This window comes from Zobellia laminariae (genome assembly GCF_030553095.1).
Taxonomy (GTDB): domain Bacteria; phylum Bacteroidota; class Bacteroidia; order Flavobacteriales; family Flavobacteriaceae; genus Zobellia; species Zobellia laminariae.
In genome coordinates, this window is record NZ_CP130738.1 from 149,244 (window position 1) to 163,036 (window position 13,793).

At 37.4% G+C, this 13,793-nt stretch carries 16 protein-coding genes and 1 pseudogene; 13 read left to right on the plus strand and 4 right to left on the minus strand.

What is annotated here, in order from left to right; genetic code table 11:
- The first annotated feature begins 23 nt into the window (after positions 1–23).
- Positions 24–1,205: an HAD-IC family P-type ATPase gene (locus Q5W13_RS24480; RefSeq protein ID WP_368662391.1), complete on the plus strand. Its 1,182-nt coding sequence runs from the start codon at positions 24–26 to the stop codon at positions 1,203–1,205.
- 39 nt (positions 1,206–1,244) lie between these two features.
- Here the strand turns inward: Q5W13_RS24480 and upp are convergent, their stop codons facing one another.
- From upp to trxA, 3 genes are all read right to left on the minus strand, one after another.
- Positions 1,245–1,898 carry a uracil phosphoribosyltransferase gene (upp, locus tag Q5W13_RS00750; protein WP_304445012.1) on the minus strand — a complete coding sequence of 218 codons (654 nt, stop codon included), beginning with the start codon at positions 1,896–1,898 and terminating at the stop codon, positions 1,245–1,247.
- 198 nt (positions 1,899–2,096) lie between these two features.
- Positions 2,097–2,909, minus strand: a complete 813-nt coding sequence (locus Q5W13_RS00755) for a Tll0287-like domain-containing protein (protein WP_304445013.1) — start codon at positions 2,907–2,909, stop codon at positions 2,097–2,099.
- A 216-nt stretch (positions 2,910–3,125) separates the two neighbouring features.
- Positions 3,126–3,425 (minus strand): thioredoxin, encoded by a 300-nt coding sequence (trxA, locus tag Q5W13_RS00760; RefSeq protein WP_304445014.1) that lies wholly within the window; start codon positions 3,423–3,425, stop codon positions 3,126–3,128.
- Positions 3,426–3,594: 169 nt separating this feature from the next.
- On the opposite strand from trxA, the gene Q5W13_RS00765 reads away from it, so the two are divergent.
- From Q5W13_RS00765 to Q5W13_RS00815, 12 genes and pseudogenes are all read left to right on the plus strand, one after another.
- Positions 3,595–4,011 (plus strand): universal stress protein, encoded by a 417-nt coding sequence (locus Q5W13_RS00765; protein ID WP_304445015.1) that lies wholly within the window; start codon positions 3,595–3,597, stop codon positions 4,009–4,011.
- Positions 3,996–4,364, plus strand: coding sequence for a hypothetical protein (locus tag Q5W13_RS00770; RefSeq protein WP_304445016.1), 369 nt, complete (start codon positions 3,996–3,998; stop codon positions 4,362–4,364). Before Q5W13_RS00765 ends, Q5W13_RS00770 begins: the two co-directional genes overlap by 16 nt.
- Before the next feature lie 145 nt (positions 4,365–4,509).
- The gene (locus Q5W13_RS24485; RefSeq protein ID WP_368662392.1) at positions 4,510–4,722 is read left to right on the plus strand and encodes a universal stress protein; all 213 of its coding nucleotides are present in this window, start codon (positions 4,510–4,512) and stop codon (positions 4,720–4,722) included.
- Complete coding sequence (locus tag Q5W13_RS00775) at positions 4,719–5,348, plus strand: universal stress protein (protein WP_304445017.1); 630 nt, start codon at positions 4,719–4,721, stop codon at positions 5,346–5,348. Before Q5W13_RS24485 ends, Q5W13_RS00775 begins: the two co-directional genes overlap by 4 nt.
- 147 nt (positions 5,349–5,495) lie before the next feature.
- A complete protein-coding gene (locus Q5W13_RS00780; RefSeq protein WP_304445018.1) occupies positions 5,496–6,401 on the plus strand; it encodes a mechanosensitive ion channel family protein in 906 nt (301 codons plus the stop codon).
- A 33-nt stretch (positions 6,402–6,434) separates the two neighbouring features.
- Complete coding sequence (locus tag Q5W13_RS00785; protein WP_155597096.1) at positions 6,435–7,274, plus strand: ATP cone domain-containing protein; 840 nt, start codon at positions 6,435–6,437, stop codon at positions 7,272–7,274.
- Positions 7,275–7,277: 3 nt separating this feature from the next.
- Positions 7,278–8,649: pseudogene (locus tag Q5W13_RS00790) on the plus strand (MBL fold metallo-hydrolase RNA specificity domain-containing protein).
- A gap of 70 nt (positions 8,650–8,719) precedes the next feature.
- Positions 8,720–9,154 (plus strand): hypothetical protein, encoded by a 435-nt coding sequence (locus Q5W13_RS00795; RefSeq protein ID WP_304445019.1) that lies wholly within the window; start codon positions 8,720–8,722, stop codon positions 9,152–9,154.
- A 142-nt stretch (positions 9,155–9,296) separates the two neighbouring features.
- The gene (locus Q5W13_RS00800) at positions 9,297–9,932 is read left to right on the plus strand and encodes a hypothetical protein (protein ID WP_155597099.1); all 636 of its coding nucleotides are present in this window, start codon (positions 9,297–9,299) and stop codon (positions 9,930–9,932) included.
- Between the two features lie 146 nt (positions 9,933–10,078).
- The gene (locus Q5W13_RS00805; protein ID WP_304445020.1) at positions 10,079–10,507 is read left to right on the plus strand and encodes a DUF1801 domain-containing protein; all 429 of its coding nucleotides are present in this window, start codon (positions 10,079–10,081) and stop codon (positions 10,505–10,507) included.
- Between the two features lie 15 nt (positions 10,508–10,522).
- Positions 10,523–11,095, plus strand: a complete 573-nt coding sequence (locus tag Q5W13_RS00810; RefSeq protein ID WP_368662393.1) for a YdeI/OmpD-associated family protein — start codon at positions 10,523–10,525, stop codon at positions 11,093–11,095.
- A 59-nt stretch (positions 11,096–11,154) separates the two neighbouring features.
- Entirely contained in the window at positions 11,155–12,582 is a 1,428-nt protein-coding gene (locus Q5W13_RS00815; protein WP_304445021.1) for a nucleoside hydrolase-like domain-containing protein, read from the plus strand.
- 13 nt (positions 12,583–12,595) lie between these two features.
- Here Q5W13_RS00815 and Q5W13_RS00820 read toward each other — a convergent pair whose 3' ends face one another.
- Positions 12,596–13,759, minus strand: coding sequence for an alpha-hydroxy acid oxidase (locus Q5W13_RS00820; protein WP_304445022.1), 1,164 nt, complete (start codon positions 13,757–13,759; stop codon positions 12,596–12,598).
- Positions 13,760–13,793: the final 34 nt, after the last annotated feature.

Sequence of the window (13,793 nt, forward strand, 5' to 3'; positions counted from 1 at the left end):
TTGGCGAACAGGGTTTTCGTTTATTGGGTGTTGGTCAAGCTGTTTTTGAAGGCACGGACTTTCCTAAACTCCAACAAGATTTTTCTTTTGAATTCAAAGGTCTAGTTGCGTTTTATGACCCTCCTAAGAAAAACATAAGTCAAGTCCTCAAAGATTTTGATACCGCTGGGATAAATGTAAAACTGGTAACAGGAGATAATTCTGCTACGGCCGTAGCTATTGCTAAAGAAATTGATTTTATAGGATACGATAAATGCATGTCCGGTGATGAGTTGATGCAGCTCACCGATGCCGAATTACAGAAGAAAGTGATGGATACGCAAGTCTTCAGCCGTATGTTTCCAGAAGCCAAACTCAGAATTATAAATGCGTTAAAGGCGAATAATGAAGTGGTAGCCATGACAGGCGATGGGGTTAATGACGGACTGGCACTAAAAGCGGCACACATTGGTATTGCCATGGGAAACAAGGGTACCGAAATTGCCAAGCAAGCCGCCTCCTTAATTTTGGTAGATGACGACCTTTCTAAAATGGTAGATGCCATTGCCATGGGAAGAAAGATTTATACCAATCTAAAAAAAGCGATTCAGTATATCATCTCTATTCACATTCCTATTATACTCACGGTGTTTATTCCCTTGGCATTACGGTGGATTTACCCCTCCATATTTTCGCCATCACATGTTATTCTATTGGAACTCATTATGGGACCTACCTGCTCTATCATCTACGAAAATGAACCCATGGAGAAAAATACCATGAACAAAAAACCAAGGCCGTTTACTACTACATTCTTTAAATTTAATGAGTTGTGGACCAGCATCATACAAGGATTGGTCATTACTTTGGCTTCATTATCTGTTTACCAATATGCCGTAGGACAGGGTTTTGTTGAAGATACAACCCGCACAATGGTCTTTATGGTATTAATCGTTGCCAATATCTTTTTAACCTTGGTGAACCGTTCTTTTTACTTCTCTCTATTTACAACCTTGAAGTATAAAAATAATCTAGTAGGTATTATCATAGGTATTACCGTTGCTTTGGCCGCTCTCCTACTCTTTATTCCGCCATTGACCGACTTCTTTGAGTTTAATACTTTGAGTGTAAATCAATTGCTTGTTAGCCTATTTGCAGGAAGTATTTCCGTGCTTTGGTATGAAGCCGTTAAATGGGGTAAAAGAACAAAGGCCAAGAAAAACTAAGGTGTATGTTTAGGGTTCAAATACTAGTCAGATAGCTGCCTAAAGTTTTACGCCATAGGCTAAATCTCCTGCATCACCAATACTAGGAACAATGTAACCTCTTGCGTTAAGCTCTGGGTCTATTGCTGAAATCCATAAATGAGTGTTTTCAGGGAATACATTTTGTACATGCTCAATACCGGCCTGCGCTCCAATAACCGAGACAATATGAATTTGTGCAGGTGTACCGTGATTTTTGAGTGCTTTCAAAACATTTTCTAAAGTTTTTCCGGTAGCCAACATTGGGTCTGTGAGCACTAGAATTTTACCGTCCAAAGAGGGGGCAGCAAAATAATTTACAATAACTTCAAAGGCATCCTCATCTCCTCTGTGATGTCGGTATGCAGAAATAAAGGCATTCTCAGCACCGTCAAAATAATTCAGTAGACCTTGATGTAATGGTAGTCCGGCCCTTAAAACGGAACACAAAACCAACTTATCTATTGGCAAGGTCATTTCTTTGGTACCCAATGGCGTGGTCACGTCACTACTTTCATACTGAAAGGACTTACTCATTTCATAACTCAAAACTTCTCCAATACGCTCAATATTCCGCCTAAAACGCATGGCATCTTTTTGGATGTCTACATCTCTAATTTCAGCGATAAATTTGTTCATGAGCGAATTGCTTTCGCCTAGATTATGGACCGTCATAGAATGAATATGATTTGAGTTATGGATATATTTTAAATATGCCCAAAAGGTACATCTAAATCATAAACCGAGAAAAGTTTACCTGTAAAAAAAGGGTCTTATAAATTACAAGACCCTTTTTTCAACCATCTAAAAATAGATTCTGAAGAACTACCTATTTACGAACTATCTGCATTTTTTAAATTCTAATTAAACTGCTTATTTATCGCTAAAAAACTCAATACTCCACATACCGCGAACTTGGTTTACATCATAACCAAGTGCCATATCCTCTGGATACAGTTTATTTAGAGCTGTCATAGTCTCCGGTAAAACCTGCGTATTGGGCTTGCCATGACATTGCAGGCAAAGCGCATTGGTAACGATTGGGTAATAGAAAGACACTTCTCCGTCTTCCGTTTCAACCACTGGCTCCAGTTCCTCTCCAGAGGCCAAAGCTTTTTTGAATGACGCTATATATTCCAATTCCTTGGCACTAGCCTTATTTTTAGGGTTTCTAGTCTTATCCGAAACTCTTTGGATTACTGCATTTTTCATTAATGAAACGCTATCTGTAATCGTAGTTGCCTCTAGGTTACAAAAACCTATAGCGCCCACGGTTCCTTTTTCCTGAATAGCTTTTGTTAGGCTTTTACCCAATGCCATCTTAGCTTCTTTTGCATAGGACATTCCTATTGCACCGTACACTTTTCCGGGTTCAGGGTAGTCAAAGCAATTGCATTGCTCCATACCCATTCCTATCTTGTGCGAAGCTTTAAAATGTTCATCAAAACCTTCTGGGCGTTCTAGTTCATTATTGTAGATGTAATCTGCAATCTTGGCTACAGCTTCATCACGATTTGGTAGGTATGGCATAGGACCAAACCTTTTATGTGCAGCAGGAATTTTCGTTTCCGTTTCCGGATCGTTTACCCATTTAATCAAGGCTTCCGTAAACTCTTCTTGAGTTACCGTAGAATCTATGTAGTGTCTTTTGATTGCCTCCATTGGTGGTGCAATCCTATCTACCATTTTTGTTTTGGGATCATGGCACATATAACACTCACGCTCCAAAATTACTTTCCAGGATGGGGTTCTTGGATTGCGGTATTTACAGCTACGTCAATATTATCAACAGATTCGATTTTATTTTTTTGACTCTCTTTACAACTTGTAAAAAAGAGAACAACAAGTAAAAGAACAGAATACTTTTTCATTTAGGTCGATTAAATAAGGGTTCAAATCACATTAAGATTTTGACTTCACAATTTGTATTATGTCATTTTTCTGCAAAACGCCAGACTGTCTCCACACCTGTTTTCCGTTTTTAAATAACATCATAGTAGGCACACCACGTACATTATACGTGCTGGCCAAGGGCTGATTTTTATCCACATCTATCTTTACGATTTTTATGCTATCTCCCAGTTCTTCTTTCACTTGCTTTAAAATAGGCGCCAACATTTTACAAGGTCCACACCAATCCGCAAAAAAATCTACCAACACAGGTGTGTCAGATTCTATTATAGTATTAAAACTGCTTTTCATTTTTCTAATTTAGATTTATAAAATTACTAAAAATTGCCCTCGCTAAAACTGACGTAAGTCATGGTTTATAATATTCTTCTCGATTAACTTTATATAAGTAACTAAAATCACAGCGGCGCTTCCGTAATGTAAATGGTTACGAGGATTGTTTAATTATAAAACAAGCAAGATGAAAAATATATTGGTCGCCACAGACTTTTCCAACAATGCATATTGTGCTCTTTTTTATGCTACGCAATTATTGAAGTCAACTGAATGCAACTTTTACCTTGTAAACGTTTACAATGACCTCACGCCTTTAATTGGAGCAAAATCAGAATTTTTAGTCGGTCAAAAGCTATTGAATGAATTAGCTGCTACTTCCAAAGAAAAAATTACGGCTCTTGAGCATAAAATAACCTTAGATAATGAAAACCCTTTACACAAATTTGAGACCATTTCTAAAAAAGGGAATCTAGTTAAAACCATACACCATATGCTCAATGCATTTGATATTGATTTGGTGGTTATGGGCAGCAAAGGCTATACAGGTGCTAAGGAGATTTTTTTCTTGGTAGTAATACCATTCAAGTGGCCAATACTATAACCCAATGTCCTGTTTTGACCATTCCAAAAGAATTAGATTTTGTTGCACCAACGGACATTGCCTTTGTAACAGACTATAAAAAAGGATGTACTAAAAAAACAACCGCACCTCTTTTGTTCATTGCAGAACTCTTTAACGCCACAATTAAGGTCATGCATATTAATGAAGAAGAGGAGCTAAGTAAAGAACAAGAATCTCACAGAGAAATGCTTGAACTATGTCTTAAAAATACCGAGCATAGTTCTCATTGGGTACAGGCTTTTGCAGACAAGGCCATGGTTATAGATGATTTTCTAAATAATATAGGGCGTAGATATGTTTGCTATGGTGCACTACAAACACAGCTTCTTTGATCGCATTTTACATGAGCCTGTGGTTAAAAATGTAAGCATGTACTCTAATATACCATTTCTAATATTGCCCTTTAAAGACTAACTAACAGCCTATTTGATTAGCTATTTAGCAAATACATTTAATACTCACTTAAGAAATAATATCATGTACAAAAGAATATTGGTACCGACAGATTTCTCAAAAAACGCCCTTAATGCGGTGCGATACGCACTTGATTTATACGCAAAGCTGAATTGTGAATTTTATTTTTTGAATGTTTTTAAGTTAGAATATTACACTACTGATACCCTCATTATACCCGAACCGGGTAGTAGGAGTTTGAGATTGCAAAAGCCAAATCAGAAGAAAATTTCGTGAAGTTATTAGATATGCTAGCACTGCATCATGACAACCCAAAACATATCTACCACACCATACCTACTTTTACTTTTCTTTCTGAAGCGATTAAAAAAACCATTTCAAATAAGGATATTAATTTGGTGGTTATGGGTACCAAAGGTGCATCTGGTGCCAAAGAGGTTATTTTTGGTAGTAACACGGTAAAGACTATGGAAATCGTATCCGAATGTCCCGTTTTGGCCATACCAGCAGATATCCGTTTTTCCCCTCCAAAAGAAATTGTTTTTCCAACAGATTTCAAGTCCAGTTTTAAACGAAAAGAATTGAATTACCTTATTGAGATTGCTAAAATGCATGGTTCCACCATTCGCATACTACACGTCTCAAAAAAACAAATACTAAAAGCTGAACAGGAAGAAAACAAAATACTATTAGATAATATATTAGACGAAGTGGCTCATAGTTTTCATACCCTAACAGAAAAAAACATAGCAAACAGCATAACTGCTTTTGTAGAAAGTAGAGATAGCGATATGATTGCTTTTATTAACCAAAGACACTTTTTCTTCGAGAAAATATTTACTAAACCATTAATCAAAGAAATAGGATATGATGCTACTGTGCCTATTTTGGCCTTGCATTAAAGGAACCTAACAATGAATTAAATAGGAACTTGGGTAAAGAAGAAGAATACTTACAGAACCACTATTTTTTTTAATAGCTAAAAGATGGTCATCATTTCAAAAAATCTTCTCGATACCTCCGTATTAATAGTTTTATAAAAAGCATTCATGGACGCACTGCTCAACTTTCTAAATGACCCACTAGCCGCAAAGATTTTAAAACTTTTGTTGTGGATTATCTTTATTGTTTTCTCCATTGGCTTTCTAAGGAAGCTGCTTAAAAAACGTATTAGTGATGTAACCATTAGATACAAGGCCCAAAAGGGTGTTGAACTCGTTGGCTATTTTTTGATTTTCCTTTTGATATTGATTTCTTTTACGGTAAAAAGTATAGCAGACTATACTATTATCATCGGTCTGTTTACTGCGGGAATTACCTTTACGTTGCAAGAGCTCATCTTAAGTATAACAGGTTCATTTTACATTTTTTTTGTCCGTGTTTACAAACCTGGCGATAGAATTGAGATTAATGGTATAAAAGGCGATGTAATTGATATTGATAGTATTTACACAACCCTAATGGAATTGGGCGAATGGGTAAGTAGCGATAACTATTCTGGGCGGATTGTAAAAATCAGTAATTCCTTTGTTTTTAAGGGGCCTATTAAAAACTATTCTATGGATTTCCCTTTTCTGTGGGACGAGCTAAATATTATGGTTACCTATGAATCCGATATCGCATTAGCGAAAAAAATCATACTGGATGACGCCACAGAACTACTTTCTGAATACACCAAAAACTCACTGACCAAGTGGAAAGAAATGGTTGCCCATTATTATATTGAAGACGCCACTCTAGAACCAACCGTAGCACTAAAAATTACCGATAATTGGATTGAAATTAACCTAAGGTATATAACGGATTATAAGAGACGCCGCATTACAAAGAATCAACTTTTTGAGCGTATTCAACAATCTATAGTTGCCTCTAACGGTAAAGTAGTTTTAGCTTCTACTACGCTACAATTATTAAAAATACCCGACGTAAATGTTCAGGTAAAGAGCTCAGTTTAAAATAGATTTCATCCCCCTTTAATAACTCAACTTATGAAAAAGGAAATCGACATTATAAAATCATCCGGTGCAAAGGCCCATTTTTCTATGGATAAGCTTCGCAACTCCCTTAAACACACAGGAGCAAATCACGAGTTGGTTGAGCATATTGTTGATCAAGTGCGCGATGAACTTTATGAAGGCATTTCTACCAATGAAATTTACAATAGAGCCTTTGCCCTATTGAAAAAAAAGAAATCCGTTTTTGCTTCAAAATATAAACTTAAAAAGGCGATTTATGAGTTAGGGCCAACGGGGTTTCCTTTTGAACGTTTTATTGGAGCCCTTTTGACTTATTCCGGTTACGAGACCAAAATAGGCATTGTTATGGACGGTATTTGTGTTACTCATGAAATTGATGTCGTAGCCGAGAAAAATGAAACCGTAACCATTATTGAATGTAAATTTCATAGTGAAGAAGGTCGCAATTGCAATGTTAAAGTACCGCTCTATATACATTCTCGCTACAATGATGTAAAGGCACATTGGAAGACCAAAACAACGGAAACCAAAACCCTGAACCCCGGTTGGGTAGTGACCAACACACGATTTACTTCAGATGCCATAAAATATGGTAAGTGCGTTAATTTATACCTTTTAAGTTGGGATTACCCTTTAAACGATGGTATCAAAGACCGTATTGACAGGCTTGGTCTATACCCCATTACCGTTTCTACCATATTGACCAATCGTGAAAAACAATTCTTGTTAAGTAGAGATGTGGTTCTCTGCCGGGATCTATGGAAAGAAAAATTCTTGTTGGACCATTTGGGAATATCTAACACGCGTAAGGCAAAAATATTAAGCGAGGTTGAACAACTCTGTAATCTTTAAGCTATGAACAAAGTAAAAATTCACTTTTTGGGTGCCTCTGGCACAGTAACCGGATCAAAGTTTTACCTAGAAACACCAGAACTCAATGTAATGGTAGACTGTGGAATGTATCAAGGTTTAAAAGAATTACGGCAATTGAACTGGGAACCCTTACCTATTGATACCTCAAAAATTGATGTGGTCTTACTAACACATGGGCATTTAGATCATACAGGGTATCTTCCTAGATTGGTCATGCAAGGCTTTCATGGAAAGATAATAGGCACGCCCCCAACTTTGGCTATAACCGAAATCATACTTTTGGATAGCGCCAAGATTCATGAAGAAGAGGCCGAACGTGCCAATAAAGAAGGTTATAGCAAACACGACCCTGCAAAACCTTTTTATACGCTTCGCGAAGCGGAAAGGGCAATAGATCTATTTTCTTCGGAAGAAAAAGATGAATGGATATCTCTTTCCGAACATGTTCGTTTCAGGTTCAATTTTAACGGGCATATTATAGGCGCCACTTTTATAGAACTGGAGATTTTTGGAAAGCTATTTGTTTTTTCAGGTGATGTTGGTAGAGAACATGATCCCTTATTGGCACCACCAGAGCATCCAAAATGGGCAGATTATCTTTTTATGGAAAGTACATACGGGAACAAGTTACATCCGCAGGAAGATGTAGAACAAATCTTGGTTGACCTTGGTCACTGAAACTATTAATCAAAGAGGAAACTTAATTATTCCATCCTTTGCCGTAGAGCGTTTACAGTCGCTCATGTACCTCTTATGGCAGTTATTTAAAAAGAACAGAATACCCAACATTCCTATTTTTATTGATAGTCCCATGGGTAATAATGTGTTATCTGTTTTTGAACAATTTCCCGAGTGGCACAAACTCTCAAGCAAAGAATATGCGGCCATGTGCAGACACTTCAATATCATAAGCTCATATGCAGATACCTGGAAAACAATTGACGATGCTAGACCAAAAATAGTCATTGCCGGTAGCGGTATGGTTACTGGTGGAAGAGTGCTCACCTATTTAAAACAGCTAATGGGCCGTTCTTCAACAACAGTGTTAATGGTAGGCCACCAAGCAGAAGGTACTAGGGGCAAACAACTTTTAGAAGGCGCTTATGAGTTGAAATTATTTGGAAAATATTATCCTGTGAAATCAAAAATATATCACTTAGAAAGTCTCTCTGGTCATGCAGACCAAAAGGAGCTTTTACATTGGATGCAAGATATTAAGAACATACCCGAAGAAGTTTTTCTTGGTCATGGTGAACCCTCTTCCCTAGATGCTTTTAGAGTAAAGATTCACGATGTATATAATTGGAACGTACACATTCCTAAACTGAACGAGATCAGAGAAATTCTCTTATAATTAAGCACCTGACCCAAGTCATTGCCTACCAGTTTAACCAGTCTTAACTTTAATCTATATAACGAGAGCTATGGTACCAAAAATGGAAACAGAAAAGTTAAATTGGACAGGACAGAAAAACGAAGAGGAACTTTATAAGGAAACTGAGCAATGGAAATCAAGCCTTAAATTTTCGGATAATGCTGTTCTTTTTGTAGAACGTTTATTGAATTCGTATGTTTTTGAACCAGATACCCCAGACCTTTTTGAGTGGTTACAAAACCACAAAATTAGATTACACAAGGTAAGAGCGGCAAAAAAAGAAATTCAAGAAGAAATACGTCAGCACAAAAATATGTTGGCCGGAATCTTAGAATCCGCTGCAGATTCTTGCGATGTCAGCTTGCTTAGAAAACATGCCATATTAAAGCAAAAAGTAAATACCTGTACTAAGGATTTTAAGGATTTAAAAGCAGATGTATTTAATTATGCAGGGGCAATACTAAGGAAGAAGCGTAAACCCTAAAGATTACCTTATCTTAAGCTCTTTAGGAAATGACTATTGTCATTTTAATTTGCCCTTATATATCTTATCTTGCGTCCAACTCTTATTGGGCGCAACTTCAAATAAGCACAATTAAGAATAAGTTGATAGAAGAAAATAAGTTATGAAAAAACTCTCTGCACTACTCTTATTAGTTGTTTTAGGTTGTTCGTCAACAAGTTTGGTCGAAAATTGGAAAAACCCTGATATCGTCTTATTCGATGCGCAGAAAGTACTTATTGTTGGTATGACCCAAAACCAAGATGCTAGAGAAAGTTTTGAAGCCCGCCTACAAAAAGAGTTTACCAAGAGAAATGTGGAGGCCATGCAAAGCTTAGATGTTTTTGATGTATCCTTTACCGATAAGAGAAAAACAGAAAAAGAGCTAGATGATGTAGAGGAAAGCCTATTAGACAAAGGTTTTGACGCTATTTTATTTACCAAAATTACCGGTTCTGAAAACAGGGAAAGTTTTCTAAGTGCCATTTCTAGACTAGATAACCACAAAGGACGCTTCAATGAGGACTATCTAGACAATCAAGATATTTATTACGATGATACTTACTACGATGATTTTAATGTCTACCATGCAGAAACTACGCTGTACTGTATTTGCGCTGGTAAAGATAGATCTATGATTTGGAGAGGTAGTATAGATATCTCAGACCCAAAAAACATAGAAAAATCCGTGGATGATTATATACAGCTTGTTGTTACCGCCATGGAAGAGCAAGACCTAATCTTTAGAAAAGAAAAATAGCTTTCTTTAAGTCGATGTATCATCACTATTGCAGAAATTACTTGCAAGGGTTCTACCCTACTACCAAGGTCTATTTTATTTCCCGATTGTATTTGCTAAATTTAGCTACTTGAACGGCAAACCTGTCGCTCTTAATTGGAAAATCCATGGAAGATCTACAGCTGAAAATTAATCCTGAAGTATCATTCGTTTTTGATAAATATCCAGAGAGCGTTCGGAATCAAATGTTGGCCTTACGGAAATTGGTGATTGAAACGGCTAAAGAAAGTGAAGGTATTCATCAATTAGAAGAAACCTTAAAATGGGGAGAACCCAGTTACCTGACTAAAATAGGCAGCACGCTCCGTATGGATTGGAAAGCCAAATCTCCCGACCAATATGCCCTCTATTTTAAGTGTACCAGCAGATTGGTAGAAACTTTTAAAATCGTTTTTAAAAACACCTTTGACTTTGAAGGAAAAAGAGCAATTGTTTTTAAGCTTGATAGTGAAATCCCTACCGAAGAACTTACCTATTGCATAAAAGCTGCCCTAACGTATCATAAAGTAAAACACCTGCCTACATTGGGTATTTGAGAAGCTATGGCAAAGATGGAAACAGAAAGTTACTGCCCTACAAACGCTAAAGAATGGCGGTCATGGTTGGAAGAAAACCATGTGCAAGAGGACTCGGTTTGGTTGATCATCCATAAAAAGAATACAGCCAACACCAATTTATCATGGAGCGAAGCCGTAGACCACGCACTTTGTTTTGGTTGGATAGACAGTACCAAAAGAACAATAGACTCGGAGAAATACCAACAGTATTTTTGTAAACGAAAAGCAGTAAGTAATTGGTCTAAAATAAACAAAGAGAAAGTAACCCATCTTATAGAAAAAGGCCTAATGACCCATGCTGGCCACAAAAGTATTGCTATAGCAAAGACCAATGGTTCGTGGACTATATTGGATGCCGTTGAAGCCCTAGAAATCCCACCAGACCTAGCCAAGGAATTACAAAAAAGAAAAGGCGCCGAAGAATTTTTTACTACGTTAAGTAAATCCGGAAAAAAAATCCTGTTGTATTGGGTAATTTCTGCTAAAAGAAAAGAAACTCGGCAAAAACGAATTTTGGAAATTTCGGAGAATGCCAGTAAAAACCTAAAACCAAAGCAGTTCAGATAAAAGAAAAACAGCTACTTTTAGAATTCTAGTTGTTACCTCAACCACCAACATTCATTATTATGAAAAACTTATCTTTCCTACTATTACTATTATTTAATTTTAGTGTGCTAACCGCACAAGAAACTTCCCAAAAAAATAGAGTAATAATTTTAACGGATATCGAAGCAGACCCGGACGACACGCAATCATTAGTCCGTTTGCTATTATATTCCAATGAAATAGATATTAAAGGCATTGTAGCCACTACCTCCTGTTGGCTTAAAAGTAGCATACATCCAGAATCTATAAAAAAAGTGCTGCAAGCTTACGCAAAAGTTCAACCCAACCTAAAACAACATCATCCGGATTTTCCTGAGGCCAGTAGTTTAATGGATGTAGTAAAAACCGGTCTACCCGTTTACGGCATGTTGGGTGTTGGAGAAGGAAAAGATTCGGAAGGCTCTGACTGGATTATTAAAACGCTTGAAGAAGAAGATGAACGCCCTTTGTGGATTTCCGTTTGGGGAGGTTCCAATACTTTAGCGCAAGCATTATCCAAAATCAAAAACACAAAAACGAAAGAAGAGCAAAAAAGACTTATTTATAAACTGCGCGTTTATGCTATTTCTGACCAAGATGACAGTAGTATTTGGATCAGAGATAACTTTCGTGACCTCTTTTATATAGTTACTCCCGGAGACGATTACGGTCGTGCCACATGGAACGGTATCAGCAGTGTTATCTCAGGAATTGACAACACAGAAATCAGCAACTCTTGGCTTGCAGAAAATATTCAACAGGCACACGGCCCCCTTGGTGCCGTATACCCAGATGTTGCTTATGGAATGGAAGGAGATACGCCTGCATTCCTTTCCCTTATCCCTAATGGTTTAAATTTCTCCGAACACCCAAATTGGGGAGGTTGGGGCGGTAGATACGAATTTTACAAGCCTTACTTTTCTGGTCGAAAACAAGGAAAATCCGGTGTGCCTTTTGAAGTCGAAACCAGAAAAATATGGACCAATGCCAAGGACAGTTATACGCCTTTCGTTCCAAATGAATATGGAAGATCTATAACTTCGGATACTTTAAATTTCACAAGCGACAAGGTATCATTGTGGCGTTGGAGAGACGATTTTCAAAATGATTTTGCTGCTAGAATGGATTGGTGTTTACAACCCTATACTGAGGCTAATCATGCGCCCGTTATTGTTTTGAAACATCCTGATCGTATAAATGTAGAATCTGGTAAAAGCTTCACTTTTGACGCCTCTGATTCTACTGATCCAGACGGAGATAACTTAAGTTTTGTTTGGTTTAGTTATCCTGAGGCGGGTACGTATGAAGAGCCAGTATACATTAGTGGAGCGAAGAACTTGCACACGGCCAATATCACCGTGCCCAGATTAAGAGAAGAGGCAACCCTCCATTATATCTTAAAAGTAATCGATAAGGGAGAACCTGCTTTATCTAGTTACAAACGAATTATTGTAACGGTTAAACCTTAATGTTTTAGAGCCCCTATTTTTTAATTAAATGGTTTGGGAAATCTGAAACCCGTTCACAACATATTTGCTCCATAACCTGTTGCAATTCGGTTTTTAGTAATGATATAGTGTGATTTCCGCCGTTGTTTCCTAAGGCGCTTACACCGTACATAAACGAGCGTCCCATAAAAGTGAATTTAGCACCACTGGCCAAAGCTCGGGCTACATCAGGACCGGAACGTATACCGCTATCCATCATTACGGTGAGCTGGTCACTATATTTTTCCGCTATCCTACATAACGGTTTTATGGTAGATTCTCCCGCATCTAACTGTCTACCACCATGATTGGAAACAATGACACCATCTATACCTAACCTCACCGCTTTTTCGGCATCGGCTTCATTGGCTACTCCTTTCAGAACCAACTTGCCTTTCCACATATCCCTAATCGGTTTAATCTTCTCCTCATTCAATCTTCCTGAAAAGGTCTGATCCATGAACTTACCCAATTGTTTTAAATCCAATCCTTTGGGCATGTAAGGTTTTAAAGTCTCAAAACTAGGTTGCCCGTGAATAAGCGTTTTCATTGCCCATTCCGGTTTACCCATAATCTGAAGTATATTTTTAACGGACATTTTAGGAGGCATTGCCAATCCGTTTCTAATATCTCGCGGTCTAAAACCAAAAGTAGGTACGTCACAAAGAATAACAAGAACTGGACATTCTGCAGCAGCAGCCCTTTTGATAATATCATCGCGTAACGAATTTTCTGCTGGGTGATATAATTGAAACCAAGCATTACCTTCTGTTATCTCAGAAATTCGTTCAATACTACTGGTGCTTACCGTACTTAAAACAAAAGGAATATTATGCTCAAAAGCAGCTTTCGCTAAAATTTCAGGAGCATTAGGCCACATAAGTCCTTGTAGACCAACAGGTGCTATACCAAAAGGAGCATCATACGTGTGACCAAAAAGTTCCGTTTTCATGACGGATTCCGTATGCTTGCTTAGATAATAAGGCAAAAGTTCCACCTCTCGTATTTCAGCTGTGTTCTTACGTAAATTGACATCTTCGTTGCATCCTCCATCCAAATATTCGAAAGCAAATTTTGGAATCTTTTGCATCGCTTTATTCCGCAAATCATCAATAGAAGGATACCGAGGATCCAATCCTGTTTTAGATTTTTTTCCCATTGTAGTAAATTATAGGTAAAACAGCACAAATTAA

Bases quoted from the DNA above. Each gene is read 5' to 3' on its own strand.
- upp (WP_304445012.1), bottom strand. From the start codon at position 1,898: ATGACGGTCCATAATCTAGGCGAAAGCAATTCGCTCATGAACAAATTT.
- Q5W13_RS00755 (WP_304445013.1), bottom strand. From the start codon at position 2,909: ATGGTAGATAGGATTGCACCACCAATGGAGGCAATCAAAAGACACTAC.
- trxA (WP_304445014.1), bottom strand. From the start codon at position 3,425: ATGAAAAGCAGTTTTAATACTATAATAGAATCTGACACACCTGTGTTG.
- Q5W13_RS00765 (WP_304445015.1), top strand. From the start codon at position 3,595: ATGAAAAATATATTGGTCGCCACAGACTTTTCCAACAATGCATATTGT.
- Q5W13_RS24485 (WP_368662392.1), top strand. From the start codon at position 4,510: ATGTACAAAAGAATATTGGTACCGACAGATTTCTCAAAAAACGCCCTT.
- Q5W13_RS00780 (WP_304445018.1), top strand. From the start codon at position 5,496: ATGGACGCACTGCTCAACTTTCTAAATGACCCACTAGCCGCAAAGATT.
- Q5W13_RS00785 (WP_155597096.1), top strand. From the start codon at position 6,435: ATGAAAAAGGAAATCGACATTATAAAATCATCCGGTGCAAAGGCCCAT.
- Q5W13_RS00795 (WP_304445019.1), top strand. From the start codon at position 8,720: ATGGTACCAAAAATGGAAACAGAAAAGTTAAATTGGACAGGACAGAAA.
- Q5W13_RS00800 (WP_155597099.1), top strand. From the start codon at position 9,297: ATGAAAAAACTCTCTGCACTACTCTTATTAGTTGTTTTAGGTTGTTCG.
- Q5W13_RS00805 (WP_304445020.1), top strand. From the start codon at position 10,079: ATGGAAGATCTACAGCTGAAAATTAATCCTGAAGTATCATTCGTTTTT.
- Q5W13_RS00810 (WP_368662393.1), top strand. From the start codon at position 10,523: ATGGAAACAGAAAGTTACTGCCCTACAAACGCTAAAGAATGGCGGTCA.
- Q5W13_RS00815 (WP_304445021.1), top strand. From the start codon at position 11,155: ATGAAAAACTTATCTTTCCTACTATTACTATTATTTAATTTTAGTGTG.
- Q5W13_RS00820 (WP_304445022.1), bottom strand. From the start codon at position 13,759: ATGGGAAAAAAATCTAAAACAGGATTGGATCCTCGGTATCCTTCTATT.